A 15,090-nucleotide genomic window follows, 5' to 3' on the forward strand; every position below is an offset into this window, starting at 1 on the left:
CGGTGCCGGGGAGGATCCGGTTCACCGCCTGAGTCCTGGAGAAGGCGAGGACTTGAGCATGGGATCCACTGAGCACCACGGTGGCGAGGGTGTCGGCCGCCGCGATCTGATCAAGCGTTCGGCCGCATTGGGCCTGGTCGCGGCCCCCGCAATGGGCCTGCTGTCCGCCTGCGCGAGCGGCGGTGGCGGTGGCAACTCGGACGAGGGCAACACCAAGGGAAAGGCGTCCAAGGACAACCCCTTCGGTGCGAAGAGCGGCAGCAAACTCGATGTCGTCGTCTTCAAGGGCGGATACGGCGACGACTACGCCAAGGCGTGGGAGGCCGACTTCAGCAAGAAGCTCGGCATCACCTCGACCCACACCGGCACCCAGGAGATCACCGGCAAGCTGCAGCCGCGCTTCAACGCCGGCAACCCGCCGGACATCGTGGACGACTCCGGCGCCCAGCAGATCAAGATCGACGTCCTGTACAAGAACGGCTCGCTGCTCGACCTCTCCGAGGTCCTCGACGCGCCGTCGGCCGACGACCCGAGCAAGAAGGTCCGTGACACCCTGATCCCCGGCACCCTCGACCCGGGCATCCAGGAGGGCAAGGTCGTCGCCCTCAACTACATCTACACGGTGTGGGGCCTGTGGTACTCCGGCAAGCTCTTCAAGCAGAAGGGCTGGACGCCGCCGAAGACCTGGGACGACTTCCTCGCCATCTGCCAGGACGCCAAGAAGCAGGGCATCGGCGGCCTCGCCCACCAGGGCAAGTACCCGTACTACATCAATGTCGCCATCATGGACATGATCGCCAAGAAGGGCGGCATCGACGCGGTCAAGGCGATCGACAACCTCGACCCGAAGGCGTTCGTCGGCTCCGACGCGGCCCAGGCGGGCGTCGAGGCGATCTACGAGGTCGTCGAGAAGGGCCTGTTGATGCCCGGCACCAACGGCCTGACCCACACCGAGTCGCAGACCCGCTGGAACCAGTACAAGGCCGCGTTCATCACCTGTGGCTCCTGGCTGGAGAACGAGCAGCTGAAGCAGACGCCGACGGACTTCGACATGAAGTTCCTGCCGATGCCGCTGCTGCCCGGCAGCAAGATGCCGTTCGAGGCGATCCGGGCCGGCTCCGGTGAGCCCTTCATCATCCCGGCGAAGGCGGCGAACCTGCCCGGCGCCAAGGAGTTCATGCGGCGGATGCTGTCCAAGGAGTGGTCGACGCTGTTCGCCAAGGAGGCGAACTCGCTGACCATCCTCCAGGACGGTGTGGACCCGAGTGTGAAGCTGCGGCCCGGTACGCAGTCCACGGTGGAGGCCTCCAAGGCGGCCGGCTCCAACACGTTCCGGTATCTGTACCCCGACTGGTACAGCGAGATGGACACGGCGATCCAGAACGCGTCCAATGAGCTCATGGCGAAGCGTATTCAGCCGAAGGAATGGCTGAAGAGGTGTCAGGCGGCGGTGGACAAGCAGGCGAAGGATCCGGCCAGCAAGAAGAACGTCCACAGCTGAGCCGGCTCGACCATCGGATTCCGGACCGGGAGTTCTCGTGACTCCCGGTCCGGTCCGGCACACCAGGGGCAGGTATGCGCAAAGGGCAGTACCGGTTCGTCGCGGGGTTTCTCTTCGTTCCCGTGGCGCTCTATCTGATCTTCGTGATCTGGCCGTACATCCAGACGTTCGGCTATTCACTGACCGACTGGAAGGGGCAGTCGCAGACCTTCAGCTTCGTCGGTCTGGACAACTACAAGGCGCTGTTCCAGGACGATGTGTTCCTGGAGGCGATCTGGCACAACATCCTGTTCCTGATCTTCATCCCGGTGATCACGATTCTGCTCGCCCTGTTCTTCGCCTTCATGCTGAACGCGGGCGGGCGCAGCAGGGCCGGCGGAGTGCAGGGCGTGGCGGGGTCGAAGTTCTACAAAATCGTCTACTTCTTCCCGCAGGTGCTGTCGCTGGCGATTCTCGCCGTGCTGTTCAACGCGGTGTACCGCAGTGACGGCGGCGGTCTGCTCAACGGCGTGCTGATCAAGATCGGCCTGGTCGACACCGACAACCCGGTGGAGTGGCTGAACGAGCCGAACCTGGTGCTGTGGGCGCTGATGGTGGCCGTGATCTGGCAGGGCGTGGGCTTCTATCTGGTGCTGTTCTCGGCCGCGATGCAGTCCATCCCGAGGGACATCTACGAGGCAGCGCTCATCGACGGCGCGAGCCGCAACCAGTCCTTCTTCCGCATCACCCTGCCGCTGCTGTGGGACACCGTGCAGACCGCCTGGGTCTACCTCGGCATCGTCGCGATGGACATGTTCGTGCTGGTCTCCTCCATGACGCAGAGCATGGGCGCGTACGGCGGCGGTCCCGACCATCACAGCGATGTGATGGCGACCGTGATGATGCGCAACTTCCTCTACTACGGGAAGAGCGGTTACGCCTGTGCCATGGGCGTGGTCATGCTGCTGCTCACCCTGGTCCTGTCCGTGGTCACGCTGCGCGCCACCCGCCGCGAGCGCATCGAGTTCTGAGCCGGAGCAACGACGATGACTGCACTCAAGGAGACCGCCCCCGCTCCGGCCGAGGGGCCTGTGGCGAAGGTGCCCGTCCGGTCCGGTGACCGGCGCGGCGAGGGCGTCGTACTGAACGTCTTCTCGCACGGGTTCCTCGCCCTGTGGGCGCTGCTGATCGTGCTGCCGCTGCTGTGGCTGGTGCTCAGCTCCTTCAAGACCGACGCGCAGATCGGCGGCTCCGCCTTCGGCTGGCCGCACAGCTGGTCCTTCGACGTCTTCCACCGGGCCTGGAACAAGGGCATCGGGGACTACTTCCTGAACACCGTGATCGTCCTGGTGTTCTCCGTGCCGCTGACCATGCTGTTCGGGTCGATGGCGGCGTACGTGCTGGCCCGGTACCAGTTCTGGGGCAACCGGCTGCTGTACTACTTCTTCGTGGCCGGCGCCATGTTCCCGGTGTTCCTGGCGCTCGTCCCGCTGTTCTTCATGGTCAAGCGGCTGGACATGCTGAACACCTACCAGGGTCTGATCCTGGTCTACGTCGCCTACTCGATGCCGTTCACCGTGTTCTTCATGCACGCCTTCTTCCGGACCCTGCCCACGGCGGTGTTCGAGGCGGCGATCCTGGACGGTGCCTCGCACACCAGGACCTTCTTCCAGGTGATGCTGCCGATGGCCAAGCCGGGCCTGATCAGCGTGGGGATCTTCAACACCTTGGGTCAGTGGAACCAGTTCATCCTGCCCACGGTGCTCATGCAGCCGCAGAGCGGTTCCGATCCGGAGCGCTATGTCCTCACCCAGGGTCTGATCCAGCTGCAACAGCAGCAGGGGTACGCCTCCGACCTGCCGGTTCTGTTCGCGGGTGTGACGATCGCGATGATCCCGATGCTGGTCGTGTACCTGTCCTTCCAGCGCCAGGTGCAGGCGGGTCTGACCTCGGCCACCCTGAAGTAGCGGAACGCTCCGCGACCGTCCGTGTGCACGCCGTTCCGGGCTCCGGAGCGGTGTGCACACGTGTGTCCGGGTACCCGGAAACGGTTCAACCTCTTGACGGAAGACACCCCGAACGGCTCAGCTTAGAGTTCACTAGTTGGACATACGCGGGGCCTCGCCGAAGCGGCCTCGCGCTCAGGAGGTCGTCGTGGAGACTCCAGGGTCGCAGTCGTCGCTGCACCGAGCCAACCTGGAGCGGGTCGTACGGGCCGTGCGCCTGGCCGGGTCCCTCACGCAGGCGGAGATCGCGCGGACGACCGGTCTGTCCGCCGCGACGGTCTCCAATATCGTGCGGGAGCTGAAGGACGGCGGAACCGTCGAGGTCACGCCCACGTCGGCGGGCGGGCGCAGGGCCCGCAGCGTCAGTCTGAGCGGGGACGCCGGGATTGTGATCGGCGTCGATTTCGGGCACACCCATCTGCGCGTCGCGATCGGGAACCTCGCCCACCAGGTGCTGGCCGAGGAGGCCGAGCCGCTGGACGTCGACGCCTCCGCCGCGCAGGGCTTCGACCGGGCGGAGGAGCTGGTCAGCCGCCTGATCGCGGCCACGGGCGTGAACCGGTCGAAGGTGGCCGGCGTGGGGCTCGGTGTGCCGGGCCCGATCGACGTGGAGTCGGGGACACTGGGATCCACCGCGATCCTGCCGGGCTGGACCGGCACCAAGCCCGCCGAGGAGCTGCGCGAGCGGCTCGGTGTGCCCGTGCACGTGGACAACGACGCCAACCTCGGCGCTCTCGGCGAGCTGGTCTGGGGTGCCGGCAAGGGGGTCCGTGACCTTGCGTACATCAAGGTCGCGAGCGGTGTCGGCGCCGGTCTGGTGATCGACGGGAAGATCTACCGGGGGCCGGGCGGCACGGCCGGGGAAATCGGACATATTACACTCGATGAATCCGGCCCGGTCTGCCGTTGCGGAAACCGCGGCTGCCTGGAGACCTTTGCGGCCGCACGCTATGTGCTGCCGCTGCTCCAGCCCAGTCATGGCCCGGACCTGACCATGGAGGGCGTCGTGCGGCTGGCCAGGGACGGAGACCCGGGCTGCCGTCGGGTGATCGCCGACGTCGGCCGCCACATCGGCAGTGGAGTGGCCAATCTCTGCAATCTCCTCAACCCGAGCCGGGTGGTCCTCGGCGGTGATCTCGCCGAGGCCGGTGAGCTGGTGCTCGGGCCGATCAGGGAGTCCGTCGGCCGCTACGCCATTCCCAGCGCGGCGCGCCAACTGTCCGTTCTCCCGGGGGCACTTGGCGGTCGTGCCGAGGTGCTCGGGGCGCTCGCCCTCGCCCTCAGCGAGATGGGCGATTCGACCCTTTTGGACGGTTCGCTGTCCATGGCGGCCCCTGCCTTCACTTAGAGAACGGATGGCACCGTTGCCATCTCGTTAAGGATTTACTTCTTGACGTCGCACGTGTGGCCGAGTTGACTTCCAGCCACCTCGGCCGCAACGACGCGGCCTCGTCAGGGAGGTTTCTGAAGTGAACATGCGTATGCGTCGTGCGGCCTTCGCCGTTGCTGCTGGTGCCATGGCCGTCTCGCTCGCCGCCTGTGGTAGCGCCAAGCAGTCCGGTGGTGGCTCCTCCAAGTCGTCCAGCCCCAAGAAGGGCGACGCGATCACGGTCGGTCTGCTCCTGCCGGAGAACCAGACCGCTCGTTACGAGAAGTTCGACAAGCCCTTGATCGAGAAGAAGGTCCAGGAGCTCACCAACGGCAAGGGCAAGATCGTCTACGCCAACGCCAAGCAGGACGCGACCCTGCAGAACCAGCAGGTCGACACCATGATCACCAACAAGGTGGACGTCCTGATCGTGGACGCGGTGGACGCCGCGGCCATCAAGAACTCGGTCCAGAAGGCCAAGGACGCCGGCATCCCGGTCGTCGCCTACGACCGCCTGGCGCAGGGCCCGATCGACGCGTACACCTCGTTCGACAACGAGACGGTCGGCAAGACCCAGGGCGAGGCCCTGCTGAAGGCCCTGGGCTCCAAGGCCAAGTCCGGCAAGATCGTCATGATGAACGGTTCCTCCACCGACCCGAACGCCGCGCAGTTCAAGAAGGGCGCCCACGAGGTGCTCGACGGCAAGGTGAACGTCGGCAAGGAGTACGACACCAAGGAGTGGAAGCCGGAGAACGCCAACTCCAACATGGAGGGCGCCATCTCCGCTCTGGGCAAGAAGAACATCATCGGCGTCTACTCCGCCAACGACGGCATGGCCGGCGGTATCATCACCGCCCTCAAGCAGGCGGGCATCAAGGTCCCGGTCACCGGCCAGGACGCGGAGCTCGCGGGTGTCCAGCGCATCGTCGCCGGTGAGCAGTACATGAGCGTCTACAAGCCGTACGCTCCCGAGGCCGCCGCCGCCGCCGAGATGGCCGTGGACCTCGCCCAGGGCAAGTCGCTCGACTCCGTCGCCAAGGACAAGGTCGACAGCCCGACCACCAAGCAGGTGCCCTCGGTCCTGGTGCCCGTCACCGCGCTGACCAAGGACAACATCAAGGACACCGTCATCAAGGACGGCGTCTACACGGTCGCCGACATCTGCACCCCGCAGTACAAGGCCGCCTGCGACAAGATCGGTCTGAAGTAAGCAGCCGCACGCGCCTTTCCAACTAGGGGAATTCACCCTTGAATTTCCCTAGCGGGAGGAAGGCGCCACAAGCTCCTCCGGCGCCCCGCACAAACACACAGCCCCGCAAGCTCGGTGCGGGGTGCCGGACGGAAACTACCCCCCAAACTTCTGCACAACCTCCCGCCGGGTCAGGCGGCGAAGGAGATGGTTCACGTGTCCGCTACGCCCGTGCTGGCGTTGCGCGGGGTCTCCAAGCGGTTCGGTGCCGTTCAGGCGCTCACCGACGTAGAGCTTGAGGTCCACGCCGGTGAGGTGGTCGCCCTGGTGGGCGACAACGGTGCCGGAAAGTCCACGCTGGTCAAGACGATCGCCGGCGTGCACCCCATCGATGAGGGCGTCATCGAATGGGAAGGCAAGGCCGTCCAGGTCAACAAGCCGCACGACGCCCAGAACCTGGGCGTCGCGACGGTGTACCAGGACCTCGCGCTGTGCGACAACATCGACGTCGTCGGCAACCTCTTCCTCGGCCGCGAGATCCGCCGCCGCGGTGTGCTGGACGAGGTCGAGATGGAGCGCCGCTCGCGCGAGCTGCTGGACCAGCTCTCCATCCGCATCCCCAGCGTCCGCATCCCGATCGCCTCGCTCTCCGGCGGTCAGCGCCAGGTCGTGGCGATCGCCCGCTCCATGCTCGGCGAGCCCAAGCTGGTCATCCTCGACGAGCCCACCGCCGCGCTCGGCGTCGAGCAGACCGCCCAGGTCCTCGACCTGGTGGAGAGGCTGCGGGAGCGCGGTCACGCCGTGATCCTCATCAGCCACAACATGGCCGACGTCAAGGCCGTCGCCGACAAGGTGGCCGTGCTGCGTCTGGGCAAGAACAACGGCGTCTTCGAGGTCAAGTCGACCTCGCAGGAAGAGATCATCTCCGCCATCACCGGCGCCACGGACAACGCCGTGACCCGTCGTGCGGCGCGCAGCAATGGGGAGATCAAGAAGTGAGCATCGACAAGACCTCCACGCCTCCCGAGGACATCCCCGTGGAGAACCCCGAGGCGGCACGCGGCTCCGACGTCGCCGTCGACCCCCGTCTGCTGGTGCGCGAGCAGGGCCTCGCGGGCTACGTCACCGAGTTCAAGCGCAAGATGAAGGCCGGTGACCTCGGCTCCATCCCGGTCGTCATCGGCCTGGCGGTCATCTGGATCATCTTCCAGAGCCTGAACTCCAACTTCCTGACCGCGGGCAACCTCTCCGACATCTCCGTCGCCATGGTCGGCACGGGCATGATCGCCGTCGGCATCGTGTTCGTCCTGCTGCTCGGCGAGATCGACCTGTCGGTCGGTTCGCTCTCCGGTGTCGCCGGCGCGACCTTCGCGGTGCTGAACGTCACCCACGGCATGAACGAGATCCTGGCCCTGGTGCTGTCGATCCTCACCGGTACGGTCGCGGGCGCCGTGCAGGGCTTCTTCTTCGCGAAGATCGGCGTGCCGGCCTTCGCGGTGACCCTGGCCGGTCTGCTGTTCTGGAACGGCCTCATGCTCAAGATCCTGGGCGACAACGGCACGATCAACCTGAACGACAGCGGCCTGGTCGCCAAGCTGACCAGCTACTACTTCTCCGACGTGGCCGCCGCCTACGGCCTGGCCATCGCGGTGACGGTGCTGTTCTTCCTCAGCTCCTACTTCGGCAACAAGCGCCGCGAGGCCGCCGGTGTGCCGTCCCGCCCGCTGAGCGAGACCATCCTGCGCACCGCGCTGCTGGCCGTCGTGGCCTTCGCCGCCGCGGTCGTCTTCAACCAGTACAAGGGCCTGCCGCTGGCCGTGGTGGTCTTCGTCGCCGTGCTGTTCATCACGGACTTCGTGCTGCGCCGCACCTCCTACGGCCGCAAGGTCTTCGCGCTCGGCGGCAGCGTCGAGGCCTCCCGCCGTGCCGGTATCAACGTGGACATGGTCCGCATCTCGGTGTTCGCCATCTCCGGTACCTTCGCGGCGATCGGCGGTCTGTTCATCGCCTCCAAGATCGCGTCCGCCAACCAGGGCGCCGGCGGCGGCGACCTGCTGATGAACGCGATCGCGGCGGCCGTGATCGGTGGCACCTCCCTCTTCGGTGGCCGTGGCCGCACCTGGAACGCGCTCCTCGGTGTGCTGGTGATCGTCTCGATCCAGTACGGCCTCGCGCTGGAGGGCATCGCCTCGCCGGTGCAGTACATGATCACCGGTGGTGTGCTGTTGGCCACGGTCGTGATCGACGCGGTGACGCGCAAGACCCAGAAGACAGCAGGGCGTGCATAACGCCTGGTCTTCACAGATTGACCAGCGCCCGGCACATCGAAACGTGCCGGGCGCTGTCGTGTCGTGCAAAGCCGGAACATTAGACTCTGGCGAGCCCGGCGAAAGCTCGATCAGCTCTACTGCAAGGAGGCACGGGTGCCGCTGCTGACCCGCATCAGGGGACCGCGCGATCTGGACCGGCTCAGCCTGGAGCAGCTGGACCAGCTGGCAGAGGAGATCCGGACCTTCCTCGTCGACGCCGTCTCCAAGACCGGCGGCCACCTCGGCCCCAACCTCGGTGTGGTGGAGCTGACCATCGCCCTGCACCGGGTCTTCGACTCGCCGAAGGACAAGGTGCTCTGGGACACCGGCCACCAGTCCTACGTGCACAAGCTGCTCACCGGTCGGCAGGACTTCTCCAGGCTGAAGATGAAGGGCGGCCTGTCCGGCTACCCCTCGCAGGCCGAGTCCGAGCACGACGTCATCGAGAACAGCCACGCCTCCACGGTGCTCGGCTGGGCCGACGGCATCGCCAAGGCCAACCAGTTGAAGAAGCGGGACAGCCATGTCGTGGCCGTCATCGGTGACGGGGCGCTCACCGGCGGCATGGCCTGGGAGGCGCTGAACAACATCGCCGACGCCAAGGACCGCCCGCTCGTCATCGTCGTCAACGACAACGAGCGGTCGTACGCCCCCACCATCGGCGGCCTCGCCAACCACCTGGCGACCCTGCGCACGACGGACGGCTACGAGCGGTTCCTCGCCCGCACGAAGGAACTCCTGGAGCGCACCCCGGTCGTCGGCCGGCCGCTGTACGAGACCCTGCACGGTGCGAAGAAGGGGTTCAAGGACTTCATCGCCCCGCAGGGCATGTTCGAGGACCTGGGCCTGAAGTACGTCGGCCCGATCGACGGCCACGACATCGAGGCGCTGGAGTCCGCCCTGGCCCGAGCCAAGCGGTTCGGCGGGCCGGTCATCGTGCACTGCCTCACCGAGAAGGGCCGCGGCTACCAGCCCGCCCTGCAGGACGAGGCGGACCGCTTCCACGCCGTCGGCAAGATCCACCCGGACACCGGCCTGCCGATCGCCAGCTCGGGCGCCGACTGGACCTCCGTCTTCGGCGACGAGATGGTCAGGCTCGGCGAGGAGCGCGAGGACATCGTCGCCATCACGGCGGCCATGCTGCAGCCGGTCGGTCTCGACAAGTTCGCCAAGCACTTCCCCGAACGGGTGTACGACGTCGGCATCGCGGAGCAGCACGGCGCCGTCTCCGCGGCGGGCCTCGCGTACGCCGGGGTGCACCCCGTCTTCGCCGTGTACGCCACCTTCCTCAACCGCGCCTTCGACCAGGTCCTCATGGACGTGGCCCTGCACAAGTGCGGGGTGACCTTCGTGCTGGACCGGGCCGGTGTCACCGGAACGGACGGTGCCTCGCACAACGGCATGTGGGACATGTCGATCCTGCAGGTCGTGCCGGGGCTCAGACTGGCCGCCCCGCGGGACGCCGAGCAGGTGCGGGCCCAGCTGCGGGAGGCCGTCGCGGTGGACGACGCCCCGACCGTGGTGCGCTTCTCCAAGGGCGCCGTCGGTCCCGCCGTACCCGCTGTGGGCCGGGTCGGCGGCATGGACGTGCTGCGCGAGCCCGGCACCGACCGGCCGGACGTGCTGCTCGTCTCCGTGGGCGCCCTCGCCCCGATGTGCCTGGAGATCGCCGGCCTGCTCGACAAGCAGGGCATCTCCACCACCGTCGTCGACCCGCGCTGGGTCAAGCCCGTCGACGAGGCGATGGCCCCGCTGGCCGAGCGGCACCGGGTCGTGGTCACCGTCGAGGACAACAGCCGGGCCGGCGGTGTCGGCTCCGCGATCGCCCAGGCCCTGCGCGACGCCGCAGTGGACGTGCCGCTGCGCGACTTCGGCATCCCGCCGCGCTTCCTCGACCACGCCTCCCGCGGTGAGGTCCTCGCCGAGATCGGCCTGACCGCCCCGGACATCGCCCGCCAGGTCACCGGACTGGTCGCCAGGCTGGACGGCCTCCCCCACTCTCGGCTTCGCCCGAGCGGGGGGACCCCCACCGACCGTACGGCCGCCGAGGTGGACTCGGTCGAGCCCGCGCGCGACTGACACGAACGCGTCCCTCACGGGCCGGTCACGCCACTCCTTGCGGTGGCGGAACCGGCCCGTCTGCGTGAACCTGCCTGTGCCGGGGCATACGCATCCCGACCCTCTCGATCATGTCGGGCCACGGCGAGGTCCCCAAGCGTGGGAGGCAGGTACGTGAGCAGCGCGCTGTTCAGGACGAAGAACGTCGAGCAGTCCATCCAGGACACCGAGGAACCCGAGCACTCGCTCAAGAAGTCCCTCTCCGCTCTCGACCTGACCGTCTTCGGCGTCGGCGTCATCATCGGCACCGGCATCTTCGTCCTCACCGGACAGGTCGCCAAGAACAACGCCGGCCCGGCGGTGTCCCTGGCCTTCGTGGTGGCCGGCGTGGTCTGCGCGCTCGCCGCCCTCTGTTACGCCGAGTTCGCCTCCACGGTCCCCGTGGCGGGCTCGGCGTACACGTTCAGCTACGCCTCCCTGGGCGAGCTCCCCGCCTGGATCATCGGCTGGGACCTGGTCCTGGAGTTCGCGCTCGGTACGGCGGTGGTCGCGGTCGGCTGGTCCGGCTACATCCGTTCCCTGATGGACAACGTCGGCTGGCATCTGCCCGGTTACCTGGCCAGCCGGGACACGGCCTCCGGCTTCGGCTTCGACATCCTCGCCGCCGCCCTGGTGCTGGTGCTCACCGGAATCCTCGTCCTCGGCATGAAACTGTCGGCCCGGATCACCTCGCTCGTCGTCGTCATCAAGGTGGTCGTCGTCCTCATCGTGATCGTCGCCGGCGCCTTCTTCGTCAAGTCGGCGAACTACTCGCCGTTCATCCCGCCCGCCAAGTCCGCGGCCGCCCAGGGCAGTCTGAAGGCACCGCTCATCCAGCTGATGTTCGGCTGGGCACCGTCCAACTTCGGTGTGATGGGCATCTTCACCGCGGCCTCGGTGGTGTTCTTCGCATTCATCGGCTTCGACATCGTCGCCACGGCCGCCGAGGAGACCCGCAACCCGCAGCGGGACATGCCGCGCGGCATCCTCGGCTCGCTGTTCATCTGCACCGTGCTCTACGTCGCCGTCTCCGTTGTCGTCACCGGCATGGAGAAGTACCGGTACCTCAAGGTGGAGGCCCCGCTCGCCGACGCCTTCAAGGCCATCGGACACCCCTGGTTCGCGGGTGTGATCAGCTTCGGCGCCGCCGTCGGCCTGACCACCGTGTGCATGATCCTGCTGCTCGGCCAGACCCGGGTGTTCTTCGCGATGAGCCGCGACGGACTGCTGCCGCGCTTCTTCTCCCGCGTCCATCCGCGTTTCCGCACCCCGCACCGGCCGACCATCCTGCTCGGCGTGATCATCGCGATCGTCGCCGGCTTCACCAGCCTCAGCGCGCTGGCCGAGCTGGTGAACATCGGCACGCTCTTCGCGTTCGTCGTCGTCGCGATCAGCGTGATCATCCTGCGCCGCACCCGGCCGGACCTGCCGCGTGCCTTCCGCACCCCGTGGGTCCCGGTCGTCCCGGTCCTGTCGGTGTGCGCCTCGCTGTGGCTGATGCTCAACCTGCCGGCCGAGACCTGGCTGCGGTTCGCCATCTGGATGGTGATCGGTTTCGCCGTCTACTTCTTCTACGGCCGCACCCACAGCCGGCTGGCCCCGGGCGGACAGACCGCCACCGGAGAGACCCAGCGGCCGCCCGCCGGAAACGCTCCGTAACCGCCTCCACCCGGCGGCTCCTCGTGCAGGCTGCCGGCGCAGACCGTGACCGGTTCCGCCGCCCACGCCTCCTGCACCGGCTCCGAACTCCACGTCCTCGCCAACGACCTTCGGGGGCTCACGGGCCTGGTGCCGTACCGCACGGGCGTCCGGCCCGGCGCCGTACCGCACGGACGCCCGGCCCGGTGCCGAACCGTGCAGCCGGCCGGGTCAACCCAGTACCGCGCGCGGCCCCGTCACCTGTGCCCCGTGTTCCTGGACCCGGTGCCGCAGTTCGCGGTCGGCCGTGACGACCAGGCATGGGCGGTCGCCGGCCGCCGCCGCGAGGTTCACGATGTGGTCGTCGCCGCTGCCGGGGGCGTCCTCGACGCGCACCCCGGGCACCGACTCCACGCCCCGGGCCGCGCCCTCCACCACCAGGACCAGCTCCAGCGGACCGGGCAGGCCGGGCAGGCCGGACCGGGCGAGGGGCGCCAGCCGGTCGCGCAGGCGCTCGGCGGCGCCGCGGCGGTCGCGCCACCAGCCGTCGGGCACCGACCCGACGACGTTCGCGCCGTCGACGATGAGCAGCGGGAGCGACCCGCGCGCAGCACCCGTAGTGTCCGTCATGTCCTTGACAGCCCTGTTCTGCCGTGTTCCTGGCGGACTCAGTCTGTCACGGGTCTGCTCGCCCACCGCCGGGTGATCCCGGCGATCGCGGCGGCCGCGCGCTCCGCGGGCCGCCCGCCCGCGCGCACCTCGGGGGAGAACTCGACGTGCAGGAACGGCACATGGTCGGCGTCGGCCGCCTGGCCCTGCACGTTCGTCCGGCCCTCCAGCGGACACGAGCGCGCCCAGGCCCGGCACACCCTGAAGCCATGGCCGCGCAGGGCGTCGGCCAGGTCGCGGCCGTCCTGCCGGCCCGCCGACCCGGCACCGGTGGAGGCGACCACGTCGTAGCCGGGCGCGGCGGAGGCGGCGAAGCCGTGCAGCTGGATCCCGGGCATCCCGCGGCGGGCCAGCTCGGCGCAGACCGCGTGGAAAACGGTGTCCAGGCGGTGCGCCACATCCGCGGAATTGCCGACTCCGGCTTTGCGATGTGCTCCTGCGATCACCAGGACCCCGCCGGGTGAGCCGCGCAGCACCCGCACGCCCAGCTGCTCGGTGCCCAGATCGAAGCCGGGATGGGGGACCTGCACCGACCAGCTCGGGCGGTGGTCCAGATCGAGGTAGACCCGGCCCCAGCCACGCGGTCTCACCGCGGAGTCGGTGCGGTCGGCCACCTCGGCATAGCGGTGGCCGGAGGGCCGGTCGAAGACCGTGCGTACGGTGAAGTCCCGTTGCGAGAGACGCTGTTCCGCTTGTGCGCGGTGACCGTCGAGCAACAGGCCGATGGCCGCGGCGATGTCCTCGCGGTCGGCCCGGCCGGGCGGCAGATAGCCCCGGCCGGGGGCGAACCGGCTCGTGTAGTCCGCCACCTCGCGGGCCAGGTCGATCTGCTCGACCCCCTTCGGCGCGGGCCGGCGGGCGTCGTCCACGGTGCCGCGCGGGGTGCGGAGCAGGACGGTCAGACCGGCGGCGAGACCGGTGACGACCAGCAGCAGTGTTGCGATCGTTATGAGACGTGAGCGATGGGCTCTCATGGTTGTATCAAGATATCCCGGTGAACAGACGCCGTAGCCGGACCCTGCTGTCCCTGCTGACCCCGCTCTCCCTGCTCGCCGCCGTCTCCGGATGCGGACTCCTCTCGGACGACGCCGGGGCCTCGGGGCGCTCCTTCACCGTCGCGGCCGCGGGGGACATCCTCATGCACCCCGAACTGGTCGACCAGGCGCGCAAGGACGCCAAGCGCACCGGCAAGGGCGTGGACGGGCTGGACTTCGGGCCGATGATGGCCGGCATCAAGCCGTTGATCGGCAAGGCCGACCTGGCGATCTGCCACTTCGAGCCGGTGATGGGCCCGGCGCAAGGCCCGTTCGAGGGCTTCCCGGACTTCCAGGTCCCGCCGCAGCAGGCCAGGACCATCAAGGACATCGGCTACGACACCTGCTCCACCGCCTCCAACCACACCCTCGACCACGGCTACGACGGGGTGAAGCGCACCCTCGACGCCCTGGACGCCGCGGGTCTGAAGCACACCGGCTCCGCCCGCACCGAGAAGGAGGCGAACACCCCGCTGATCATGGACGTCAAGGGCGTCAAGGTCGCGCAGATCTCCTTCGCCTACGGCTTCAACGAGCCGCACACGCTGCCCAAGGACAAGCCGTGGCTGGCCAATCTGCAGGACCTGGGCCGGATCAAGGCCGCCGAGCAGCGGGCTCGCAGGGCCGGTGCCGAGGTGGTGATCCTCTCCCTGCACTGGGGCCGTGAGCACCATCCGGAGCCGTCGGTCTCGCAGATCTCCTTCGCCCGGCAGATCGCCCGCAACACCGGCATCAACCTGGTCATCGGTCATCACGCGCACGTCGTGGAGCCGATGGAGAAGGTCGACGGGACCTGGATCTCCTACGGCCTCGGCAACCAGATCGCCCGGCACGAGGTGCCGACGGGTCTGACCGAGGAGGGCGTGATCGCCTGGTTCACGTTCACCGAGCGCGGCAAGGGCCACTGGGACGTCCAGCCGCGATTCGAGCCGACGCTGCTGACGATACCGCCGGACGCCGAGAACGTACGGGACGGCGGCACCGCCGCGTACACCGACGACGACGTACGGGACTACCGCCTGCTGGACGTGCCGGCCGCGCTGCGTGACGAGCACGACCTCACAGACGCTCAGAAGGCCCGGCTGCGGCTGGCTTTCGAGCGCACCGAGGGCACCCTGCTGAACCGCGGCGCGGGCCAGGACGGGCTGAAGCCGCTCACGCCGCTGCCGGAATAAGCAGGGCATTTGTCGCAACTTGTCCGCCGGTTGCGCGATGTTGCCTAGATCACGTGGGACTTACTGCAACTTAATGCCTCTCTTATCTGTCTGAGGTTTCGGGGTGCGGGGTCTTACCATCGGC

At 68.1% G+C, this 15,090-nt stretch carries 12 protein-coding genes; 10 read left to right on the forward strand and 2 right to left on the reverse strand.

Annotated features, from left to right (window positions below; all coding sequences use genetic code 11):
* The first annotated feature begins 58 nt into the window (after positions 1–58).
* The 9 genes from ngcE (at position 59) to ACZ418_RS38535 (ending at position 12,109) form a co-directional block, all read left to right on the forward strand.
* The gene (ngcE, locus tag ACZ418_RS38495; protein ID WP_468372352.1) at positions 59–1,501 is read left to right on the forward strand and encodes an N-acetylglucosamine/diacetylchitobiose ABC transporter substrate-binding protein; all 1,443 of its coding nucleotides are present in this window, start codon (positions 59–61) and stop codon (positions 1,499–1,501) included.
* A gap of 74 nt (positions 1,502–1,575) precedes the next feature.
* Positions 1,576–2,511, forward strand: coding sequence for a carbohydrate ABC transporter permease (locus tag ACZ418_RS38500; protein WP_468372353.1), 936 nt, complete (start codon positions 1,576–1,578; stop codon positions 2,509–2,511).
* 15 nt (positions 2,512–2,526) lie between these two features.
* On the forward strand, positions 2,527–3,447 hold the full coding sequence (locus ACZ418_RS38505) for a carbohydrate ABC transporter permease (RefSeq protein WP_468372354.1): 921 nt from the start codon (positions 2,527–2,529) through the stop codon (positions 3,445–3,447).
* Positions 3,448–3,634: 187 nt separating this feature from the next.
* Positions 3,635–4,834, forward strand: coding sequence for an ROK family transcriptional regulator (locus ACZ418_RS38510; RefSeq protein ID WP_468372356.1), 1,200 nt, complete (start codon positions 3,635–3,637; stop codon positions 4,832–4,834).
* Between the two features lie 133 nt (positions 4,835–4,967).
* On the forward strand, positions 4,968–6,065 hold the full coding sequence (locus ACZ418_RS38515; RefSeq protein WP_468372538.1) for a sugar ABC transporter substrate-binding protein: 1,098 nt from the start codon (positions 4,968–4,970) through the stop codon (positions 6,063–6,065).
* 186 nt (positions 6,066–6,251) lie between these two features.
* Positions 6,252–7,043, forward strand: a complete 792-nt coding sequence (locus ACZ418_RS38520; RefSeq protein WP_451007203.1) for an ATP-binding cassette domain-containing protein — start codon at positions 6,252–6,254, stop codon at positions 7,041–7,043.
* Positions 7,040–8,332, forward strand: coding sequence for a sugar ABC transporter permease (locus tag ACZ418_RS38525; RefSeq protein ID WP_468372359.1), 1,293 nt, complete (start codon positions 7,040–7,042; stop codon positions 8,330–8,332). The genes ACZ418_RS38520 and ACZ418_RS38525 overlap by 4 nt, the downstream gene beginning before the upstream one ends.
* A 135-nt stretch (positions 8,333–8,467) precedes the next feature.
* The gene (dxs, locus tag ACZ418_RS38530; RefSeq protein ID WP_468372362.1) at positions 8,468–10,432 is read left to right on the forward strand and encodes a 1-deoxy-D-xylulose-5-phosphate synthase; all 1,965 of its coding nucleotides are present in this window, start codon (positions 8,468–8,470) and stop codon (positions 10,430–10,432) included.
* A gap of 153 nt (positions 10,433–10,585) precedes the next feature.
* Positions 10,586–12,109 (forward strand): amino acid permease, encoded by a 1,524-nt coding sequence (locus ACZ418_RS38535; protein ID WP_468372365.1) that lies wholly within the window; start codon positions 10,586–10,588, stop codon positions 12,107–12,109.
* Positions 12,110–12,319: 210 nt separating this feature from the next.
* Here ACZ418_RS38535 and ACZ418_RS38540 read toward each other — a convergent pair whose 3' ends face one another.
* Together ACZ418_RS38540 and ACZ418_RS38545 are read right to left on the reverse strand one after the other, a co-directional pair.
* Positions 12,320–12,718: a PIN domain-containing protein gene (locus ACZ418_RS38540; RefSeq protein ID WP_468372368.1), complete on the reverse strand. Its 399-nt coding sequence runs from the start codon at positions 12,716–12,718 to the stop codon at positions 12,320–12,322.
* Positions 12,719–12,756: 38 nt separating this feature from the next.
* The gene (locus tag ACZ418_RS38545) at positions 12,757–13,731 is read right to left on the reverse strand and encodes a hypothetical protein (RefSeq protein ID WP_468372370.1); all 975 of its coding nucleotides are present in this window, start codon (positions 13,729–13,731) and stop codon (positions 12,757–12,759) included.
* Positions 13,732–13,751: 20 nt separating this feature from the next.
* Between ACZ418_RS38545 and ACZ418_RS38550 the strand changes: the two genes are divergently transcribed.
* A complete protein-coding gene (locus ACZ418_RS38550; protein ID WP_468372372.1) occupies positions 13,752–14,966 on the forward strand; it encodes a CapA family protein in 1,215 nt (404 codons plus the stop codon).
* The last annotated feature ends 124 nt before the right edge of the window (positions 14,967–15,090 follow it).

The organism is Streptomyces sp. NPDC030820, assembly GCF_055572075.1.